Below are 22,504 nucleotides of genomic sequence, written 5' to 3' on the forward strand. Positions count from 1 at the left end.
GGTGGGCAGGTCTACGGGATCAAGGAAGACAGCAACAGGTACAGGTGCGCTTGAAATCGACATGGCGCCGGGCCACCAGCGTGATGCGGGTGGTGCTGTCAACGGCGGCGGTCACGTCGGCCATTGTGCCACGGAGGCCCCCACCTGCCCCAATCGGGCCAAGAGTTGGGCTCACGGTGAGCAAAACCAACTCTGGGACAATTCCCGGTATGAGAAGTGGCGGGCCGTTCGGCATCTACATCCACGTGCCGTTCTGCGCCACCCGCTGCGGCTACTGCGACTTCAACACCTACACCCCCTCCGAGCTGGGGGGCGCCAACCCGGACGGCTGGCTGGCCGCGGTACGGGTCGAGCTGGAACTGGCCGCCCAACGGGTCGGGTCCCGGCCGGTGGACACCGTCTTCGTCGGCGGCGGCACCCCGACCATGCTCGGCGCGGACGGGCTGGCCGCGGTGCTGGCCGCCGTGCGGGAACATTTCCCGCTGGCCCCCGGCGCCGAGGTCACCACGGAGGCCAATCCGGAGTCCAGTTCCCCGGCCCTGTTCGCCCGGCTGCGCGCGGCCGGCTACACCCGCATCTCACTGGGCATGCAGTCGGCCGCGCCGCACGTGCTCGCGGTGCTCGACCGGGTGCACTCGGCGGGCCGGGCCCCGGCCGCCGCGCTGGAGGCCCGCGCCGAGGGGTTCGAGCACGTCAACCTGGACCTGATCTACGGCACCCCGGGCGAGAGCGACGACGATCTGCGGCGTTCGATCGACACCGCGCTGGGTGCGGGCGTCGACCACATCTCGGCCTACGCGTTGATCGTCGAGGACGGCACCGCCCTGGCGCGCCGCGTCCGGCGCGGTGAGCTGCCCGCCCCGGACAACGACGTGCTGGCCGACCGCTACGAGCTGCTCGACGCGCGGCTGTCGGCGGCCGGGATGCAGTGGTACGAGGTGTCCAACTGGAGCCGGCCGGGCGGCGAGTGCCGGCACAACCTCGGCTACTGGGACGGCGGGCACTGGTGGGGTGCCGGCCCGGGTGCGCACAGCTTCCTCGGTGCCACCCGGTGGTGGAACGTCAAGCATCCCAACGCCTATGCCCAGGCTCTGGCCGAACGGCGGCTGCCGGTGGCCGATTCCGAGGATCTCGACGACACCGCCCGGCACATCGAGGACGTGATGCTGCGGATGCGTTTGCGCAGCGGATTGCCCAAAGCGGTGCTGACCGAACATGAACAGCGCCGCGCGCAGGTGGCGCTGTTCGACGGGCTGGTGCACGCCAGCGCCGACCGGCTCGTGCTCACCGACCGGGGCCGGTTGCTGGCCGATGCGGTGGTACGCGACCTTCTTGAGGACTGACCGCTCAGGAACAGGCCGCCCCGACTTCCGCGCTCACCTCATCCTGTGCCGAATGATCGTGTGGTGTAAGCAGTTCCACGATCCGGGTGGTGACAGCGGCGGCGGTCGGGTGCTCCCACAGCAGGGTCGGCGGTAGCGCCAGCCCGGTCTTGCGCTCCAGCTGTTTGCGCAGCGCGACGGTCATGATGGAGTCCACCCCGATCTCGGCCAGCGGCAGCCGCGGGTCCACCCCGTCCTCGGCCAAGCCCAGTTCGGCTGCCACCGTGGCCACCACCAGATCGCCGACCCACTCCGCGATGTCCACGTCGTCGCGCCCGACCGGCACAGCCAACCCGCTCAGGCCGGAACCGTCGACGTCGTCGTCATCCCGTGGCGCGATATCGGCGAGCATCGGCACCGACGCGGCGTCCGCGGTCACCGGCAGTACCACGATGTGCGGCTGATCCGCGCGCACCGCGAGATCCAGGGCCCGCATCGCGTCGTCGGCGCCGACGGTGCCCATGCCCAGAGCGCTGAGTTGCGCGGCGACAAAGCTTGATTCCGAACCCATTCCGAGACCGCGCCAGGCGGTCCAGGCCACCGCGGTGGTGCGGTCACCGAGGCTGCGCCGGTGCTGGGCGAACGCGTCCAGGAACGCGTTCGCGCAGGCGTAGGCGCCCTGGCCCGGGAACCCGGCCAGATAGCCGCAGGAGGAGAACAGCACCATCCAGTCCAGCTCGCCCGGGGGGAACACCTCGTGCAGGGTCAGCGTGCCGTCCACCTTCGGGTGCATGGCGGCCGCGAAGTCCTCGGCGGTGGTACCAGCCAGCAGCGCCCCGGCCTCCACACCGGCGGCATGCACGACACCGCGCACCGGCGGTAGGTCGGCCAGCGCGGCCCGCAGCCCGTCGGCCGCGCCGGGCGCGGCGATGTCGACGGCGGCCACCCGCACCGATACGCCGCGTTCCTCCAGCGCCACGATGGTGCGGATCGGCTCCTGGTCGGGCTGCCAGTCCGCGCGGTCGGCGATGCCGCTGCGCGACAGCAGCACGATGCGGCGCGCGCCCAGATCGGCCAGCCGCGCGGCCATCCGCACCCCGAGCGCCCCGGTGCCGCCGGTGATCAGGTAGGTGCCGGCCGGGGAGCAGGTCAGCGTCGCACGCCGGGTGGTCGCAGCGGGGGCCAGCCGGGCGGTCAGTGCGATGTCGTCGCGGACCACGACCACCCCGTGGCCGCCGAGCGCGGCCAGCACCCCGATCGGCAGGCTGTCGTCGGCGACATCGATGACGCCGCCCCACAGCCCGGGATGTTCGGCGGCGGCGATCCGGGAGTACCCCCACAGCGGTGAGCCGTCGATCTCACTGCCCTCGTAGACGCCTCGGGTCAGTGCCCACAGCTGGACCTGCGAGGACCGATCCAGCAGGGCGGTCAGCGTCCGGTGCACCACGGTGACGTTGTCGACCGGGGTCTCCCCGGCGCCGGGCAACACCAGCACCACCGCACCCTGGGCCGGCGCGGCGGGGATCTCCTCCGGGGTCTTGCACAGCCGGTGGTCCACATCGGCGGCCGCGAGATCGCGCATGCACCAGGCCAACGTCGCGGCGTCCCCGCCGACCAGGATGACCTGGGCCGGTCGGGATGAGCTCTGCCACGGGGTCGGATGCCAGGCCAGCTGCTGGATCATCCGGCCGACGTCGTTGCCGCCCGGGTTCTCCAGCTGATCGAAGAACATGCCGCCGATGAAGCCGACCACCGCGCCGTCCGCATCGGTGATCGTCACATCGGCGATGGAGCTGCCGGTGCCGCGGCGAATGTGCATGACCGCCAACGGAACCGGCGCACCGCGCAGCGACAGCCGGTCGATCCGGGCCGGCATCCGCAGGCGCAGCGGGCTGGCGAACACGATGGAGGCCGCCGACGTCGCGGCATCCAGCAGGCCGGCCCAGGTGGCCGGCGCCGAGCCGTCCGGTTCGGCGCGGACCACGGCCAGCATCTCGCCGTCGCCACGCAGCAGTTCGGTTATCTGCCAAGGGAATCCCATGGCCGCCACGCCGAGTTCGGCGAGCGTGTCCATCACATGGCCGGACGGCAGCACCTCGGTGCAGCGGGCCCGCACGGCGTCGGGGTCGACCGCGGCCGGCAGCGCCGCCGGGGCGGCCGCGGTCGCGGTGCAGTGCGTGAGCCAGCCACTGCGGTCGGTGTCGCCGTCGGCGGCGTCGTCGTGAATCCGGGAGGACAGCGCCAGCGCGCGGTCCTGCAGCACCACCTGCACCGCGCGTGCCCGCCCCGGCGCGACCGGGGTGCGCAACCGGACATCGGTGATGTCACCACCGGTCGCGGTCAGGAAGGTGTTGAGCAGCACCGCGGCCGGGATGATCTCGGTGCCCTGCACCGGGTGATCACCCGGGTAGGGCCGGGTGTCCATGTCGAGCTGGGTCTGCCACACCTTGGCCGGCACCGCACCGGTCACCTCGAGCCGGCCGCCCAGCAGGGTGTTGGTCTGCGGATCATGCACCGCACCACCGCCCGGAGGCGCGGCCGGGGTGCGCCAGAACCGGCGATGCTGCCACTGGGTACCGGGCAGATCGTGGGCCCACCGCGGCTGCGAGGGGCCGAGTGCGACCGGTGCGCCGTGGCAGTGCAGTGCGGCGATCGCGGTGCTGACCGAGCGGACCTCGGGCATGTTGCGGCGGTGCAGCGGCAGTACGGCGTAGTCGTCGATTCCGTTGTGCGACAAGGCGTCGACGATGGAATGGGAGACAACCGGGTGCGCGGCAACCTCCAGGAACAACCGGTGACCGTCCGCGGCCGCGGCGGTGACGGCCTCGGCGAACCGGACCCGGCCCCGCAGGTTGGCCACCCAATAGTCGGGTCCGCGCCCCGCGGTCGACCGCGGGTCGGCCATCGCGGTGCTGTACAGCGGGATGGTGGGCGGCTGTGGGTGCAATGCCCCGGTCAGTCGGGCCAGCTCGGCCGTCAGATCGTCCATGGCGGGGCTGTGGAAGGCGACGTCGGTGTTCACCATCCGGGTGACGATCCCGGCCTCCGCCCAGTGGGCCGCCAGGGCCCGCACCTCGTCGGCGGTGCCGGAGATGACGGTCGATTCGGGGGAGGCGCTGATCGCGGCGACCACATCGGTGCGGCCGGCCAGGCGCTGCTCGGTCTCGGCGAAGGACAGGGCGACCAGCGCCATGGCACCCTTGCCCTGCACCGCACGGAACCCGCGGGCGCGGTAGCAGGCCACCTTGGCGCCGTCGGTCAGATCGAACACCCCGGAGATGACGCACGCGGCGACCTCGCCGACGGAATGGCCGATCACGGCCGCCGGTGCCGCGCCGCGGGATCGCAGTACCGCGGCCAGGCCGACCTGCATGGCGAAGGTCAGCGCCTGCACCTGGTCGGTGCCGCCGTGCTCGCCGGTGGCCAGTGCCTCGCGGGCGGAGAAGCCGAGTTCGGCGCCGAAGACCGGGTCGATGGCGTCGATGACGGCGGCGAACTCCGGTTCCTCGCGCAGGAGTTCGGCGCCCATGCCCACCCAGTGCGAGCCGTGCCCGGAGCACACCCAGACCGCGCCGTCGGACGCACCGGGCACCACCGAACCGGTGGCCACCGAGGAGTTGCGCTCGCCGGCGGCCAGCGCGTCCAGGCCGACGACGAGTTCCTTGTGGTCCTCGGCGACGATCGCGGCCCGCACCGGTTCGTGTGAGCGCCGTGACCACAGGGTGGCCGCCACTTCGGGCAGCTCGTCGTGTGCGGAACGCAGGTGGTCGGCGAGCGCCTCGGCGTTGGCGGCCAGTCGGGACGGCGACCGTCCGGAGACCGGAACCACTTGGATACCGGACGTTTTCGGCGTTCCGATCGGCACGGCGCCCGGGGCCGGGGCCTCCTCGAGCAGGACGTGCGCGATGGTGCCGCCGTAGCCGTAGCTGCACACCGCCGCGCGGCGCGGGCGCGGTCCACGCGGCCAGCTCTCGGTCTCGGTGTTCACCCGCAGGCCGTTGGTGCGCCAGTCCACCGCGGTGGTGGGTGTGCGCACCCCGGCGGTCGGCGGAACCGCCTCGTGATGCAGCGCCAGGGTCGCCTTCACCAAGCCGACCACCCCGGCGCCACCTTCGAGGTGACCGGTGTTCGGTTTGGCCGAACCCACCAGGCAGGGCCGGTCGGCGGGTCGGCCCACGCCGTAGACCGCCGACAGCGCGTTCAGCTCGACCGGGTCACCGGTCGGGGTGCCGGTGCCGTGCGCCTCGACGAAGTCGACGCTGGCCGGGTCGATGCCGGCGGTGTCGCAGGTGCGCCGGAACATCTGCTCCTGCGCGGCGCCGTTGGGGGACATGATGCCGACGGTCCTGCCGTCCTGGGCGACCGCGCCGCCGCGCACGACCGCCAACACCCGGTCGTTGTCGCGCTGGGCGTCGGCGAGGCGTTTGAGGACCACCACTGCCGCACCCTCGCCGCGCCCGTACCCGTCGGCGGAGTCGTCGAAGGACTTGCACCGGCCGTCCGGCGCGGTGGCGCCGGCGACGTCGAGCACCCGGGTCAGGCCGGGGCCGATGAGCGCGCTGACCCCGCCGGCCAGCGCCAGCGAGGTCTCACCGGCGCGCAGCAGCTGACAGGCCTGATGGACGGCGACCAGGGAGGCCGCGCACGCGGCGTCCAATGCCACACTCGGGCCGCGCAGGTCGAGCAGGTGCGACACCCGGTTGGCGATCCCGCACAGCGCGGTGCCGATACCGGTCCAGGCCTCGATGCCGGGCAGGTCCTCCATGACGAGCTTGCCGTAGTCGTCGGAGTTGACGCCCATCAACACCGCGGTGTCGCTGCCGGCCAGGGCGCGGGGCGGCACCCCGGCGTCCTCCAGGGCCTGCCAGCTCACCTCAAGCGCGAGGCGCTGCTGCGGATCCATCAGTTCGGCCTCGCGCGGGGACACCCCGAAGAATTCCGCGTCGAAGCCGGGTAGATCGGACAGGAAACTGCCCCTTTGCGTGGTGGCCTTGAGAATGGCCGCGTTCCGGGGATCCCGGCGCAGGTACGGCTCCCACCGCTCGGCGGGGACCTCGCCGACCGCGCTGCCGCCGTCGAGCAGGAACCGCCAGAAATCTGCCGGGGTTTCGATATCGCCGGCCAGTCGGCACCCGATGCCGATGATGGCGATCGGTTCCAGGGTGGGTTCCTGCTGCCCGGAGGTACTTCCGTTAAGCGTCACGGCTGCGGATCCTCTTCACATCATCGGTTCTGGTTCGCGGCCGGCGGTGCCGCATCGGTTGCGTTTACACAGATCGTGGCACGTGCCGACGGCAGGCGGAGGTCTACGTTGTGTGCCTCTGCACACACCCGTGACCGAGATGGCAACTGCATGAACGGATTAGCCGTCATGACGACCTCAGCAGTTCGATGATCTGCTTCTTGTCCACCTTGCCGACCGCGGTCTTCGGCAGTGCCGGCAGTGCGGCGAGCATGTCCGGCTTGGTGTGCGCCGACACCCCGCGGGCGTCCAGGAAGCTGTTGAGTTGGGCCAGGGTCACCGGCTTGCCCGAGAAAACGACTGCGGCACAGATCTTCTCACCCAGGTACTCGTCGGGCATGGCGACCGCGGCCGCGGCATAGATGTCCGGGTGGGCGAACAGGTGCTCCTCCAGGTCGGAGGCCGACACGGTCTCGCCGCCGCGGTGGATCACATCCTTGATCCGGCCGGTCACCTCGACGTAGCCGGCCCGCGGACCGTCGGCGAAGATGCGCACCCGGTCACCGGAGCGGTAGTAGCCGTCCGGACTGAACGAGCGGGCGTTGGCCTCCTCGGCGCGGTAGTACCCGTTGATCGTGTACGGGCCGCGTACCAGCAGTTCGCCCTCTTCGCCGGGAGCCACATCGGCGCCGTTCTCGTCGACCACCCGCATCTCGTCCAGGTCGGACATCGGCCGGCCCTGGGTGTGCACCTGCACCTCGACCGGGTCGCCGGGGCGGGTGAAGTTCAGCATTCCCTCGGCCATGCCGAAGATCTGGCTCAGGCCCGGGGTGAGCTTGTCGAGGATGAACTCGGCTTCCTCGGCGGTCATCCGGGATCCGCCGACCTGGACCACGCGCAGCGACGTGGGCAGCACGGGTTCCCAGTCGCAGGCCTGCGACCACACCTTGGCCAGGGCGTTGACCAGGCCGGTCACCGTCACCTGGTACTTGTCGATGAGGCCGAACGCGTTCTCCGGACTGGGGTCGGCGGTGAAGACGGTCGGGGCGCCGACGGTCATCGCGCCGAGCAGACCGGGGCAGGCCAACGGGAAGTTGTGGCCGGCGGGCAACGCGACGAGGTAGGTGTCCGCGCTGGTCATCAGGTAGGTCTGGGCCGAGGCGACCGCGGTGTACAGATAGTCGTTGTGGGTCCGCGCGATCAGCTTCGGCAGTCCGGTGGTGCCACCGGAGACCAGTAGCAGGGCCGGGGCGGCCGCGTCGAAGTTCTCCCGGGCCGGCGGGGTGGTCGGTTCGCCGCCGTGCGCCGGTGCGGTGAGCGTGGACCAGGGGAGATAGAGGCCGGGATCACCGTCGACGATCACGTGACGCAGCGCGGGATGTTCCTGCTGCAGCGTCGCGGCCATCTCGCGGAAGTCGAATCCGGCTGCCGTATCGGTGATTATGAGTCCGACCGCACCGCTCACCGCGGCGAAGTGGCTGAGTTCGGCGGAGCGGTGCCCGAACAGGCACATCACCGGCACCACTCCCGCGCGCAACAATCCGAAGAAGGCGACGGCGAACTGGGTGCTGTTGGGTAACTGCAGCAGTATCCGGTCGCCGGGACGCAGCCCCAGCGCGCGCAGACGGGCCGCGACCAGATCGGCCAGCGAGTCCAGTTCGGCGAAGGTATACCGGCGCTCGGAGTCGATGATCGCCGCGGTGTCGGGCCATTTTCTCGCGCCGTTGCTGAGAATGGAGTCCAGCGGTTCATCGGTCCAGTAGCCCGCCTGCCGGTAGGTGGCAGCGCGATCGGCCGGGAACGGGACGAAACCGCTGTTCAGATCGCCGCATTCCTGCGAAAAAGCCGTGCTCATCCTGGAAAAACCGTCCCTCTGGGTAGGTGTAATGCAAATACGAATATAAGGTAGCCTCACCTGAGTTAGGGGAGCCTGTACTAAATCTTCGGAGGAACCAGAGTGGGCGTCGCTGCGACGACATCAGACACCGTGCGCGCCGAGGTGGCTGAACTGCTCGGGATCGCGCCGGACGCGCTGGATCCCGATGCCGATCTCATCGCCTCCGGCCTCGACTCCATCCGGATGATGTCGCTGTCGGGACGCTGGCGTAAGCAAGGTATCGCGGTCGGCTTCGCCGCGTTGGCCGCCCACCCGACGGTGGCCGCCTGGCAGGAGCTGGTGGCCGAGCACGTCCCGGCGGCACCCGCCGCGGAATCCCACGCGACATCCGGCACATCATCCGAGGCCACCGGCGGCCCGGATGCCGATCCCGACGCCCCCTTCTCCCTGGCTCCGATCGCGCACGCCATGTGGGTGGGCCGCCACGGGGAGCAGGAACTCGGCGGCGTGGCCGCGCACCTCTACGTCGAATTCGACGGCGCCGGTGTGGATCCGGATCGACTTCAGCGGGCGGCGACGAAACTTGTTGCCCGCCATCCGATGTTGCGTCAGGAGATCCTGCCCGACGGCACCCAGCGGATCAGCGACCGGGGGTTGCCGGTCACCGTCTACGACCTGACCGACCTCGACCCCGCGGTCGCCCGCGAGCGCCTCGAACGCATCCGTGACGACAAATCGCATCAGTTGCTGGACAACGAGGTTCTGCAGATTTCGCTGTCCCTGCTGACCGGCGGGCGCACCCGTCTGCACGTGGATATGGACATGCAGGCCGCCGATGCGGTCAGCTTCCGCAACTTCATGGCAGACCTGGCCGCCCTCTACCGCGGCGTCGACCTCCCTGAACTCGGATACACCTACCGCGAATACCGGGCACAACTGACCGCCTCGACCCCGCCGCCGTCGCAGGAGGACGTGCAGTGGTGGGCGGAGCGGGTCCCCGATCTTCCCGAACCCCCTGCGTTGCCGCTGGTTCCGCGCGATGAGCAGGCAAACCCGTTGCGCAACATCAGGTTGTGGCACATCTTCGACGTGCCGACCCGCGATGCGCTGTACGCCAATGCCCACAAACGCGGCATCACCCCGGCGATGGCGGTCGCGGCGGCCTACTCCAATGCGCTGGCCCGCTGGTCGACCAGCTCGCGATTCCTGCTCAACCTGCCGATGTTCGGTCGCGAGCCCTATCACGCCGACGTCGACAAGCTGGTGGGGTGCTTCACCTCCTCGCTGATGCTCGATATCGATCTCGCCGATGCCGATACCCCGGCCGCCCGGGCCCGCGCCGTGCAGGAGACCCTGCACGCCACGGCAGCGCACTCGTCGGTGTCGGGTTTGAACGTGCTGCGCGATATGAGCCGGCACCGCGGCACCCAGACGCTGGCCACCATCGTCTACACCAGCGCCCTGGGCCTGGGCGATCTGTTCGCCGGCGACGTCACCGACCAGTTCGGCGAGCCGGTGTGGACCATCTCCCAGGGGCCGCAGGTGCTCATCGACGCCCAGGCCACCCCGCTGGTCAACGGTCTGATGATCAACTGGGACGTCCGGGTCGAAGCCTTCCCGCCCGGGGTTCCGGAGGCGATGTTCGCCTACGAGGTCGCCGAACTGGCCCGCCTGGCGGCCGACGACGCGGCCTGGGACCGGCCGGATCCGCCCGCGCTGGCCGCGTCCTCACGCACCGTCCGCGACGCCGTCAACGCGACCACCGCACCGCCCAGCGGTGACAACCTGGTCGACGGGTTCTTCCGCAACGCCGCCGCCAACCCGGAGGCCCTCGCGCTGATCGCCTCCGGCGGCACCATGCGCTACGGCGAACTCAGGGACCGCGCGCTCGCAGTCGCCGCCGCGCTCCAGGGGGCCGGCGTCGGCTCCGGGGACGTCGTGGCGGTGCTGGGTCCCAAGGGGGCCGAACAGATTCCCGCGCTGCTGGGCATCCTCACCGCCGGTGCGGCATATCTGCCGGTCGGCGTGGACCAGCCGGCCGACCGGGCTCACCGCATGCTGGCCACCGGTGGGGTGAAGTTCGCGCTGATCTGCGGTACCGACGTCCCGGGGGTACTCGCCGAGGCAACCGTCCCGTCGCTGCGTATCGGTGATATCGATACCGGCGCAGCATCTTTCAGTCCGGTTACCGTCGCCCCGGACGATCTGGCCTATGTGTTGTTCACCTCCGGGTCCACCGGTGAACCCAAGGGTGTGGAGCTGACCCACGACGCGGTGCTCAACACGCTGGAATTCCTCTACCGGCACTTCGAGATCGGTGCCGGAGACCGGGCGCTGGCGTTGTCGCACCTGGAATCGGACATGTCGGTACCCGATGTGTTCGGCACGCTGCGCGCCGGTGGCGCCATCGTCATGGTGGACGAGGACCAGCGCCGCGACCCGGACGCCTGGGCCCGCCTGATCGCGGAGCACCGGGTGTCGGTGGTCAACTTCCTGCCCGGCTGGCTGCAGATGCTCACCGAGGTGCCCGGCGACATCAGCTCGCTGCGGGTGGTGCTCGCCGGCGGTGACTGGGTGCGTCCCGACATGGTCCGGGCACTGCGCGCCCGGGCGCCGCAGATGTGCTTCGCCGGCCTCGGCGGGGCGACCGAGACGGCCATCCACGGCACCATCTCCGAAATCGGCCCGCAGGACGAGATTCCGAACGCACCCTCGGTGCCCTACGGCGTACCGTTCCCGAACAACGCCTGCCGGGTGGTCAGCCCGTCCGGTGAGGACTGCCCGGACTGGGTGCCCGGCGAACTGTGGTTCAGCGGCCGTGGCATCGCCCGCGGCTACCGCGGTCGTCCCGACCTGACCGCCGAGAAGTTCGTCGAGCACGACGGCCGCACCTGGTACCGGACCGGTGACCTGGCGCGCTACCGGCCGGACGGCACGCTGGAGTTCATCGGCCGCACCGACCAGCGCGTCAAGCTCAGCGGCTACCGCATCGAACTCGGCGAGGTCGAGGCCGCGCTGAACCGGGTACCCGGGGTGGGTGCGGCGGTCGCGGCGGTGATCCCCGTCGACGGCGGCAAGGACGTGCTGGGCGCGCTGGTGCGCATCGACGATCCCGCGGTCAGCACCGACCACGTGCTGACTGCGCTGGCCGATCTTCTTCCCGCGCACATGATCCCGCAGGTCATCGTGGCCGCCGACAAGATCCCGTACAACGCCGGCGGCGGCAAGATCGACCGGGTGGCCGTGGCGCTGCGCCTGGCCGAAGCCGAACTGCCCGCCGCACGCGGTTACCGGGCGCCGTCGACGGCGTTGGAGACCGCGCTCGCGCGGATCATGTCCGACCTGCTCGGCCGGGCCGAAACCATCGGCGTCGATGACGACTTCTTCGGTCTCGGCGGTGACTCGGTGATGGCCACCCAGCTGGTCGCCCAGGTGCGGGACTGGCTGGACACGCCCACGATCATGGTGCCCGACGTGTTCGCCACCCGCACCGTCGCCGCGATCGCTCGGCGTCTCACCGAACGCGAATCCGACGGGCAGCGGCTGGAATTGGTGGCCGAGCTGTATCTGGAGGTCGCCGCGATGGACGACGAAGATGTCGTTTCCGAACTGGACGGGACCTCCGAACTCGACACCGCGGGCCGCGCGTGAGCACCGAGATCTTCAAGCCCTGGATCAAGCGGTACCCGGCGGGGTCGCCCGGCGGGCTGGGGGCACCTCCCGCTTGCGGGGGAGAGCGAAGCGACCCGGGCAGAGGTTCCGGCGCCCCGGCGACGCTGGTGTTCCCGCATGCCGGTGGGGCGGCGCTGGCCTACCGGGGACTGGGTACCGCGTTGGCCACGGCCGGCTCGGATGCCTACGTCATGCAGTACCCGCAGCGCGGGGACCGACTGACCCACCCCGCGCCGGCCACCGTCGGCGAACTCGCGGCGGACCTGTTCGACGGTGGCGACTGGGCCGGTTTGGGTCCGCTGCGGTTGTTCGGGCACTGCATGGGCGCAGTGGTGGCGTTCGAATTCGCCCGGGTCGCCGAGAGCAAGGGCATCGAGGTCAGCTCGCTGTGGGTGTCGGCCAGCGAGGCGCCGTCCACGGTGGCCGCCGCACCGGATCTGCCGATGGCCGAGACCGAGATCATCGCCGAGATGGTCGATCTCGGTGGCACCGACCCCCAGCTGCTGGCCGACGACGACTTCGTGGAACTGCTGCTGATGGCGGTGCGGGCCGACTACGCCGCCTTCAACCGGTACGGGTGCGACGCCGACGTCCGCATCGCCGCCGACATCCACACCCTGGGCGGCGACACCGATCACCGGGTCAGCGAAAACATGTTGCGGCGCTGGGAAACCCACACCAGCGGCGCCTTCACCGTGTCCATGTTCGACGGGGGCCACTTCTACATCAACGACCATACCGCGGACGTGGCGGAGTTGGTCCATGTACTCTGAGAACGGCCTCAGCAACGATCCGGTGGTGATCGTCGGCATGGCGCTGGAGGCGCCGGGTGGCGTCGACTCGGCCGACTCCTTCTGGGATCTGCTGTCCGGGCAGCGCGAGGCGCTCGGTCAGTTTCCCGGCGACCGCGGCTGGTCGGTGACCGACCTGCTGGAGGGGTCGCGGCGGGACGGTTTCAAGCAGATCCACGATCTGGGTGGGTTCCTATCCGACGCTGCGCTTTTCGATCCGTCCTTCTTCGGCATCTCGCCGCGGGAGGCCGATGCGATGGACCCGCAGCAGCGGGTGGCGCTGCGGCTGGCCTGGCGCACGCTGGAGAACAGCGGGATCAACCCCGACGACGTCGCCGGCCATGACGTGGGCTGCTACATCGGCGCCTCAGCGCTGGAGTACGGGCCGGAACTGTCCGAATATTCCACGCACAGTGGTCATCTGATCACCGGCACGTCGCTGGGAGTGATCTCGGGCCGGATCGCTTACACGCTGGACCTGGCCGGCCCGGCACTCACGGTGGACACCTCGTGCTCCTCGGCGCTGGCCGCGCTGCACACCGCGGCCGGGGCGATCCGCAACGGCGACTGCGACATGGCGTTGACCGGCGGTGTCTGCGTGATGGGCACCCCGGGTTACTTCGTGGAATTCTCCAAGCAGCACGCACTTTCCGACGACGGACACTGCCGGCCCTACAGTGCCGCCGCGAGCGGCACCGTGTGGGCCGAGGGCGCGGCCATGTTCCTGCTGCAGCGCCGCTCGGCGGCGATCCGCAGCGGCCGGCGGGTGCTGGCCGAGTTGCGTGCCACCGCGGTCAACTCCGACGGCCGCACCGTCGGGCTGACCGCACCCAGCGGCACCGCCCAGCAGCGGTTGTTCGCCCGCGCCATCGAACGTGCCGGTGTCCGCCCCGAGCAGGTCGGCATGATCGAGGGGCACGGCACCGCGACCCGGCTCGGGGACCGCACCGAACTGCGGGCGCTGGCCCGGACCTACGGCGCCACCGACCCCGGTGCGGGCGCACTGCTGGGTTCGGTGAAATCCAATGTGGGCCACGCCCAGGCCGCCGCGGGCGCGCTCGGGCTGGCCAAGGTGATCATCTCCGCCCAGCGCGGCGCGGTACCCGCCAGCCTGCACATCGACGCGGCGAGCCGGGAAATCGACTGGGACGCCCAGGGTCTGCGCCTGGCCACCACGCTCACCGACTGGCCGGCGATCGACGGGCAGCGGATCGGCGCGGTCTCGGCGTTCGGGATGAGTGGTACCAACACCCACGCCGTGGTGTCGATCCCGGACAGTCCGCGGGAGGCCGCCTGATGGCCACCACCCCGATGCCCGATGGCCGGATCCCGGTGCTGCTCAGCGCCCACGCCGAGGACCTCATCGGCCAGGACGCCTGCGCGATCCGCAACCACCTGCAGCGCCGCCCGCAACTGCGCGGGGCGGCCGAGGTGGCCCGGGTGGCCGCGACACTGGCACGCACCCGCCGGGTCCGCAAGTACCGCGCGGTGATCCGCGCCGCCGACATCACCGAACTCTGCGCCGCCCTGGCGGCGCTCAGCGCGGGGGAAGACCACCCGCTGGTCACCCGCTCGGACCGCCCGGGTCCGCCGCGGGTGGCCTTCGTCTTCCCCGGACAGGGCAGCCAGTGGCCGGCCATGGGCGTGGAGGCCTATGACCGGTTGCCGGTGTACCGCGCGGAGGTGGACCGGTGCGCCGCGCAGTTCGCCGCGGCCGGGTATCCGTCCCCGCTGGCCTATCTGCTGGCCGAACCCGGCGCGCAGACCAACGACTTCTCCCAGCTCCAGATCCAGGGTGCGCAGTTCGTGCACGGGGTGGCGCTCGCCCGGGTATGGCAGTCCTGCGGTGTCGTCCCGCACATCACCGTGGGGCACAGCCTCGGCGAGATCGGCGCCGCCCACATCGCCGGCGCCATCACCCTGGAGCAGGCCGTCGGCGTGGTCGCCGCCCGGGCCACCCTGCTCGACGGGCTGACCGGCCCGTACCGGGTGGCCGTGCTCGGGGTCGATCCCGCACAGGCGCAGCAGGCGATCGCCGACACACCCGGCTGGGCCGAACTGTCGGTGGTGAACTCCCCGTCCTCGGTCGCGGTCTCCGGAGACACCGACACCGTCGCGGCCCTGGTACACCGCATCAACGAGGCCGGACGGTTCGCCAAAGAGATCGAGATGTGGTTCCCCGCGCACACCACCAAACTGGACTCCAAGCGCCCCGAGCTCGAAACCCTGCTTCCGCAGGGCACTTTCGGACCCACCGAAGTGGTGTTCATCGGGTCGGCCACCGCCCAGCCGGTGCCGGCCGGCACCGACTTCGCCGACTACTGGTACACCAACCTGCGCAGCATCGTCCGCTTCGACGACGCGGTCCGCGCGGCCACCGCCGCCGGAGCCGACGTGTTCGTCGAACTCTCCGCACACCCGGCGCTGATGTATGCCATGGCCGAAGTGCTCGAGGACGTGTCGGATCCGCCGTTGCTGGTCGGCTCGGGCCGCCGCGACGAACCGATCACCGACCGGCTGAGCGCCAACCTGGCCGCGGTGGCCGTCGCCGATCCCGGATTCGGGTGGGCGCAAGCGCTCGACGCCGACCTGAAACTGCTGCCGGACTTCCCGTTCGCCCCGATGCGCGCCCAGCACCACTGGGCGGCAGCCGAACCGCTGCCGCCGGTGCCGGGGCTGAAGGTGATGACCGAACGCTGGGAGCCGGTCACACCGGGTCGGGATGGACGCCGCCGTGCCGCGGTGATCGACCTGGGCGATGACGGCCGGATCACCGAGGCCCTGGGTGCGCACCTGGACCTCACCGACCCGGAGGACGCGGACCTGCTCGTGGTCCTGGCCCCGGTCCTGGATCACCTCGACGCGGTCACCGCGGCCCACGCACTGGCCGACCGAATCGAGACCGGTCTGCTGACCTACACCGACGCCATCGGGCCGCTGTGCCGCGACGTGTGGCTGCTCACCGTCGGCGGGGAACAGGTCCGCCCCGGCGAGCCGGGACCGCTGCCCGCCCAGGCTGCGCTGGCCGCGATGCACCGCAGCGTCGGGCTCGAGCACCCCGACCAGTCCTTCGGGCACCTGGATCTGCCGTCCTGGGAACTGGACACCGCGGCCGCCGCACAGACCGCCACGGCTCTGCACGGGCCGGCGGGTGAACTGGCGCTGCGGGACACCGAATCCGGGCCGGCACTGTTCGGCCGGGCCGTTGTCGAGGACCGTTTACCCCAACCCATCTGGGAGACAACACTTCTCGACGAAGTGGTGATCACCGGCGGTAATGGGGCCGTGGGTACGCACTTCGTGCAGCAGCTCAGCGCCCGCGGGGCCCGCCGGATCGTGCTGCTCGGCCGGTCCGGGATCGACCCGGCGCTGCTGGCCGCATCGGCACCGGCCGGTGTCGAGGTGCTGGCACCGCCCTGCGACATCACCGATCCGGCGGCAGTGGCCGCGACGGCCGCCGAATTCGCCGGCGCCGGCGCATCTCTGGTCATCCACGCGGCCGGCGCGGCGACCATCGTCGGGCACCGTGAGCTGACCGGGCAGACCCTCTCCGATACCGTCGCGGCGAAGGTGCTCGGGCTGGCCACCGTCACCCAGCATTGGCCGCTGCGCGAGGACGCCCGGATCGTGTTGTGCTCCTCGGTGTCCGGACTGTGGGGCGGCAGCGGGCACACCGCGTACGCCGCCGCGAACCGGCTGCTGGACGCCATGGCGGTCCAGTTACGTACCGACGGCCGGGCGTGCACCTCGGTGCGCTGGGGGCTGTGGCCGGGCTCACCCGGGCAGCCCGGCATCATCGCCGCCGAGGAGGTGGCCCGCGTCGAACGGTCCGGGCTGCGCGCGATGGCGCCGGACCGGGCCGTGGAGGCCTGCCTGCGCGACTTCACCGCCGATCCGCTGGTGTTCACCGCCGACCCGGACCGGCTGCAGGTCTTCCTGGGGAGCGCGCCCGGCGGCGCGACGGACGGGGCAGCCGCGGCAGCACCCGAACCGTCCCTGGACGGGTTGGACGCCGCGGGTGTGCTGCAGGTGGCTCTCGGCGCGGTCCTCAATCTCCCCGCGGACACGGCACTGGAGCCGTCCGCTTCACTGCTCGATCTGGGCGTCGACTCACTGTTGGCGCTCGACCTACGCAAGAAGCTCAAGAAGGCGGCCGGGGTCAACGTGCCGCTGGCGACCATCCTCGGCGGCGCGACCGTCGCGGAGGTCATCGAGCACCTGGAACAACCAGAGAAGAAGGCACGCATCCGTGACTGAGACCGTAGACGCAACGACCACCGGCGCCAGGTCGGGAGCCGAGGCGCGCCTGGAACTGATGCGTCGCAAGCTCGCCGAACGCGGCCTGGCCTCGGCAGCGGCCGGGCAGACCGACGAGAACGCATTGTCCGACGGGCAGCGCCGGATGTGGTTCGTCCAGGCCTTCGACCCGACCGGAGTGCTGCTCAACATCAGCCTGTCCTACCGGCTGACCGGTGCGCTGGACGCCGATCGCCTGCAGGCCGCACTCGATGCGGTCGGGCGCCGGCACCCGTTGCTGCGCACCACCTACACCGCCGACGAGAACGGTGAGCCGCAGCCCGTCGTGCATGACGACCTGCGCCCGTCCTGGACCTTCCACGACCTGTCCGAGATGTCCGAACGGGCCCGTGGGCTGCGCCTGGAGGTGTTGGCGCAGCGCGAGTTCGGCCGCAGCTTCGACCTGAGCACCGATTCCCCGCTGCGCATCACCCTGGTGCGGCTGGCCGCCGACGAGCACATGATGCTGCTGGTCGCCCACCACATCGCCTGGGATGACGGCTGCTGGCGGATCTTCTTCGACGACCTCACCCGGGCCTACGGGGGCGCCGAACTCGGTCCCACCCCGCGGCCGCCGGCCGTGCCCGCCGATACCACCGGCGAGGACCTGGCGCACTGGCGCGCGGTGATGACCGATCCGCCTGAGCCGCTGGAACTTCCGGGACCGACCGGGTCGGCCATCCCGACCGCGTTCAAATCCCAGCGGGCCTCGCTGCCGCTGTCCTCGGAGACCACCGCCAAGGTGTCCGCGCTGGCGCAGGAGACCGGCGCCACCCCGTACATGGTGCTGCTGGCCGCCTTCGGCGTGCTGATCAACCGGTACACCCACACCGACGATTTCCTGGTCGCCAGCCCGGTGCTCAACCGCGGATCCGACGATGCCCTCGGCTATTACGGCAATACCGTGGCGATGCGGCTGCGGCCGCACGCCTCGGCCGGTTTCCGGGAGACGGTGCTGGCCACCCGCGACACCGCGCTGGGCGCGTTCGCCCATCAGCGCATCAACCTGGATCGGGTGGTGCGCGAACTGAACCCGGACCGCCGGCACGGGGCCGAGCGGATGACCCGGGTGAGCTTCGGGTTTCGCGAGCCCGACGGCGGCGGCTTCAACCCCGACGGCGTGAAGTGCGTCCGCGGTGAGCTCCGCGGCCATGTCACCCAGCTGCCGCTGGGGTTCATGGTCGAGTGGGACGGCACGAACGCGGTGGTCGAGGTCGAGCACCTCACCGAGATCATCGACGCCGACCTGGCCGCCCGGATGCTGAAATCTTTTGCGGTGCTGCTGGAGCATGCGCTCGCCGATCCGGAACGCCCGCTGGCCCGCCTCGATATCCTGTCCGCCGAGGACGCCGAGTGGCTGCGCGCGGTGTCGCACGGCGAGCGGTTCGAAACCCCCGCCACCACCCTGACCGCGCTGGTCGAGGCGCAGGCGGCCGAGACCCCCGACGTCACCGCGGTGGTGTACGAGGGTCGCCACTACAGCTACCGCGAGATCAACGAGACGGCGAACCGGTTGGCGCACTCGCTGATCGCCCAGGGCATCGGCACCGAGGACCGGGTCGCGGTGTTGATGGAGAAGTCCCCGGAACTGGTCATCACCGCGCTCGGCATCGTCAAGGCCGGTGCGGTGTACCTGCCGGTCGACCCGACCTACCCCGAGGACCGGCTGTCCTACATCCTGTCCGATTCCGACCCCAAGGTCGTGCTGCGCGGGCTGGCCACCGATCTGGACGACTACTCCAGTGCCGACCCGACCGACGCCGACCGGGTGCGTCCGCTGCTGCCCGACAACACGGCATACCTGATCTACACCTCCGGTTCCACCGGGCTGCCCAAGGGTGTCCCGGTGCCGCACCGGCCGATCGCCGAGTACTTCGCCTGGTTCGGTCCGGAGTACGAGGTCTCCGATTCCGACCGGCTGCTGCAGGTGGCCTCGCAGGGCTTCGACGTGTCGATCGGTGAGATCTTCGGCATGCTCGCCGCCGGAGCCCGGCTGGTCATCCCGAAACCGGACGGGCTCACCGACATCGGCTACCTGACCGACCTGTTGCGCAACGAGGGCGTCACCTCGATGCACTTCGTGCCGTCGCTGCTGGGCCTGTTCCTGTCGCTGCCCGGGGTCAACGAATGGCGCACCCTGCAACGAGTCCCGATCGGCGGCGAGGCGCTGCCCGGTGAGGTCGCCGACAAGTTCCACGCCATGTTCGATTCGCTGCTGCACAACTTCTACGGCCCGACCGAAACGGTGCTCAACTGCAGCCGCTACAAGGTCGAGGGCAAGCAGGGTTCGCGCATCGTGCCGATCGGCACCCCGAAGATCAACACCAGCATCCACCTGCTCGACGACTACCTACAGCCGGTACCGGTCGGGGTGATCGGCGAGATCTACATCGGTGGAACACATGTCGCGCACGGATACCACCACCGGCCTGGGCTGACCGCGGAACGGTTCGTCGCCGATCCGTTCAACCCCGGGCAGCGGATGTACCGCTCCGGTGACCTCGCCCGCCGAAACGCGGACGGGGACATCGAGTTCGTCGGCCGCGCCGATGAGCAGGTGAAGATCCGAGGCTTCCGGATCGAACTCGGCGAGGTGGCCGCCGCCATCTCGGTGGACCCGTCGGTCGGTCAGGCCGTCGTGGTGGTCAGCGATGTGCCGGGGCTGGGCAAGAGCCTGGTCGGCTACGTCACCCCGGCCGGTGAGAACGGCGTGGTCGAGATCGATCGGATCCGGGCCCGCGTCGCCGCCGCCCTGCCCGAGTACATGATCCCGGCCGCCTATGTGGCCGTCGACGAGATCCCGATCACCGCGCACGGCAAGATCGATCGCAAGGCTCTGCCGGAGCCCGAGATCGTGGTCGCCACCGAATACCGGGAACCCGGCACCGACACCGAACGGGTGATCGCCGAGTTGTTCGGTGACCTGCTCAGCCGGGACACCGTCGGTGCGGACGATTCCTTCTTCGAACTCGGCGGGCACTCGCTGCTGGCCACCAAACTGGTGGCCGCGGTGCGCTCGCGCTGCCGCGTCGACATCGGTGTGCAGGAGATCTTCGAGCTGGGCACCGTCAGCGGCATCGCCGCGCACATCGACGAGATCACCGCCGCCGGTGGGCGCTCGGACCGCCCGGCGATGACACCCGTCGAACGTGGTGGCCCGCTGCAGATGTCGGCCGCACAACTGCGGCAGTGGTTCCAGTTCCGCATCGACGGCCCGAATCCGGTGAACAACATCCCGTTCGCGGCCCGGTTGAGCGGGCCGAACAACCCGGAGGCGTTCGTGGCCGCCATCTCCGATGTGGTGGCCCGGCATGAGATCCTGCGCACCACCTACCGGGAGATCGACGGGGCGCCCTATCAGATCGTGCACCCGGCCGGCCCGGTTCCGGTGCGCCGGGCCCGCGGCGCCGGCGAGGAGTGGCTGCAGGCCGAACTGACCGCAGAGCGCCGGTACTGCTTCGACCTGGAGCACGACCTGCCGATCCGGGCCGCGGTGCTCTCGACCGATAACGAGCACGTGTTGTCGTTGGTGGTGCATCACATCGCCGCCGATCACTGGTCGGCCGGCGTGCTGTTCACCGACATCCTGACCGCCTACCGGGCCCGCTGTCAGGGGCAGGCACCGGAGTTCGAGCCGCTGCCTGTGCAGTACGCCGACTATGCCGCCTGGCAGGCCGAGCTCCTCGGCGGGGACGCCGAAAGCATTGCCGTCCAGCGTGATTACTGGGTGGAGCAGCTGTCCGGGCTGCCGGAGGAGAACGGGCTGCGCCCGGACTTCGCCCGCCCGCCGGTCCCGGACGGCGAGGGCGACGCACTGGCGTTCACCATCGACGCCGACACCCGGGCCAAACTGACCGAACTCACCCGGGAACTCGGCATCACGGAGTTCATGCTGCTGCAGGCCGCCGTCGCGGTCGCCCTGCACAAGGCCGGTGAGGGCACCGACATCCCGCTGGGCACCCCGGTCGCCGGACGCACCGAACCTGAACTCGATCGGCTGATCGGTTTCTTCATCAACATCGTGGTGCTGCGCAACAAGCTGGACGGCAACCCGACCGTGCGCGAGGTGCTGCGGCGCGCCCGGGAGATGGCCCTGGGCGCCTACGCCCACCAGGACCTGCCGTTCGACCGGGTGGTCGATGCGGTCAGCCCGGTGCGCTCGCTGTCGCGCAACCCGCTGTTCGGCGTCGTCGTGCACGTGCGGGAGGAACTACCCGCCGATCAGGTCATCGAAAGCTCAGCGCAGGGGGAGACCCGGTTCACCCCACTGGAACCCACGTTCGACGTCGCGCACGCCGACCTGTCGCTGAACTTCTTCGCCGAGACAGCCCCCGACGGCACCCCGGCCGGATACCAGGGCACCGTCATCTACCGCACCGAGCTGTACCGGCAGGAGACCGCGCGGCGGCTGATCACCTGGCTGGACCGGGTGGTGCAGGCCTTCGCCGGCGATCCCGATGCCACCCTGCGCGATATCACCATCGCCGATGACGACGAGGGTGCCCGTATCGTCGCGCAGTGGAGCGGCGCGGCGGCGCCGCTGCCCGGCCTGCCGCAGACCGCGGGCGCCGATCGGGTCTATCTGCTCGACGAATGGCTGGCGCCGGTGGCGGTCGGCGTCACCGGAGACGTGTACTACGCCGGCGGCGCGATCGACGATTCGTCCGAAAGTGCCCACGAAGCAGCCGCATACCGGTACCCGCAGAATCCGTTCGGTCAGCACGCGCGGCTGTACCGCACCGGCGACCGGGCCCGGTGGAACCCGGACGGCACCCTGGACTACCTGGAGCGCGGCGAGCCCGAACTGCAGGCCGCACTGGAGGCCGTGCCCGGTGTCGCCGCGGCCGCCACGCGCTACTGGGAGACCCGCGGCGGCACGGTGCTCGGCGGTTATCTGGTGCCGGCCGAGCCGGTCCGCGACCCGGCGGCCTTCATCGAGACGGTGCGCGCGGCGCTGCCGGAAACCCATGCTGCACTGCCGATCTCGCTGCTGTCCACGCTCGACGGCGCGGTGCTGCCGCGTCCGGTGATCGTGGCCGGCGGGCCGAGCGAACCGGCCAGCACCGACACCGAGCGCGCCCTGGCGAACATGTTGACCGACCTGCTGTCGGTGCCCGAATTCGGTCGGCACGACGACTTCTTCACCCTCGGTGGCGACAGCATCCTGGCCGTCCAGCTCGCCGCGCGGGCCCGCGACGGCGGGCTGCCGCTGACCGCGCGGATGGTTTTCGAGCACCCCGTACTCGCCGAACTCGGCGCCGCGCTGGACGCCAAGGCCGGGCAGCTGCAGGAGGCCGATACCCGGCACGAGCCGATGGCCGCGTCCGGTCTGTCGCCCGACGAACTGGCCGCGCTGACGGCGGGATGGGACAGCGGCAGTGCCTGACCAGAAGCCCGCCATCCT

Annotated in this window: 9 protein-coding genes; 6 read left to right on the forward strand and 3 right to left on the reverse strand. The window is 70.7% G+C overall.

Annotated features, from left to right (window positions below):
• Positions 1–19: 19 nt before the first annotated feature.
• On the reverse strand, positions 20–235 hold the full coding sequence (locus V4U86_RS09350) for an Ms4527A family Cys-rich leader peptide (protein WP_395310968.1): 216 nt from the start codon (positions 233–235) through the stop codon (positions 20–22).
• Here V4U86_RS09350 and hemW point away from each other — a divergent pair.
• Positions 210–1,343 carry a radical SAM family heme chaperone HemW gene (gene hemW, locus V4U86_RS09355; RefSeq protein ID WP_395310969.1) on the forward strand — a complete coding sequence of 378 codons (1,134 nt, stop codon included), beginning with the start codon at positions 210–212 and terminating at the stop codon, positions 1,341–1,343. The genes V4U86_RS09350 and hemW overlap by 26 nt on opposite strands.
• A 4-nt stretch (positions 1,344–1,347) precedes the next feature.
• Here the strand turns inward: hemW and V4U86_RS09360 are convergent, their stop codons facing one another.
• Both V4U86_RS09360 and V4U86_RS09365 read right to left on the reverse strand, forming a co-directional pair.
• A complete protein-coding gene (locus tag V4U86_RS09360) occupies positions 1,348–6,525 on the reverse strand; it encodes a type I polyketide synthase (RefSeq protein ID WP_395310970.1) in 5,178 nt (1,725 codons plus the stop codon).
• A gap of 166 nt (positions 6,526–6,691) precedes the next feature.
• On the reverse strand, positions 6,692–8,359 hold the full coding sequence (locus V4U86_RS09365; RefSeq protein WP_395310971.1) for a (2,3-dihydroxybenzoyl)adenylate synthase: 1,668 nt from the start codon (positions 8,357–8,359) through the stop codon (positions 6,692–6,694).
• 102 nt (positions 8,360–8,461) lie between these two features.
• Here V4U86_RS09365 and V4U86_RS09370 point away from each other — a divergent pair, with 102 nt between their 5' ends.
• From V4U86_RS09370 to V4U86_RS09390, 5 genes are read left to right on the forward strand one after another with little or no spacing between them, the layout of a single operon-like run.
• Entirely contained in the window at positions 8,462–11,992 is a 3,531-nt protein-coding gene (locus V4U86_RS09370; RefSeq protein ID WP_395310972.1) for an amino acid adenylation domain-containing protein, read from the forward strand.
• On the forward strand, positions 11,989–12,786 hold the full coding sequence (locus V4U86_RS09375) for a thioesterase II family protein (protein WP_395310973.1): 798 nt from the start codon (positions 11,989–11,991) through the stop codon (positions 12,784–12,786). Before V4U86_RS09370 ends, V4U86_RS09375 begins: the two co-directional genes overlap by 4 nt.
• On the forward strand, positions 12,776–14,101 hold the full coding sequence (locus tag V4U86_RS09380) for a polyketide synthase (protein WP_395310974.1): 1,326 nt from the start codon (positions 12,776–12,778) through the stop codon (positions 14,099–14,101). Before V4U86_RS09375 ends, V4U86_RS09380 begins: the two co-directional genes overlap by 11 nt.
• Positions 14,101–17,061 carry a mycobactin polyketide synthase MbtD gene (gene mbtD / locus V4U86_RS09385; RefSeq protein WP_395310975.1) on the forward strand — a complete coding sequence of 987 codons (2,961 nt, stop codon included), beginning with the start codon at positions 14,101–14,103 and terminating at the stop codon, positions 17,059–17,061. The genes V4U86_RS09380 and mbtD overlap by 1 nt, the downstream gene beginning before the upstream one ends.
• A complete protein-coding gene (locus tag V4U86_RS09390; protein WP_395310976.1) occupies positions 17,054–22,486 on the forward strand; it encodes an amino acid adenylation domain-containing protein in 5,433 nt (1,810 codons plus the stop codon). Before mbtD ends, V4U86_RS09390 begins: the two co-directional genes overlap by 8 nt.
• The last annotated feature ends 18 nt before the right edge of the window (positions 22,487–22,504 follow it).

Source organism: Mycobacterium sp. AMU20-3851 (assembly GCF_043974665.1).
In the GTDB taxonomy this organism is placed as follows: Bacteria; Actinomycetota; Actinomycetes; order Mycobacteriales; family Mycobacteriaceae; genus Mycobacterium.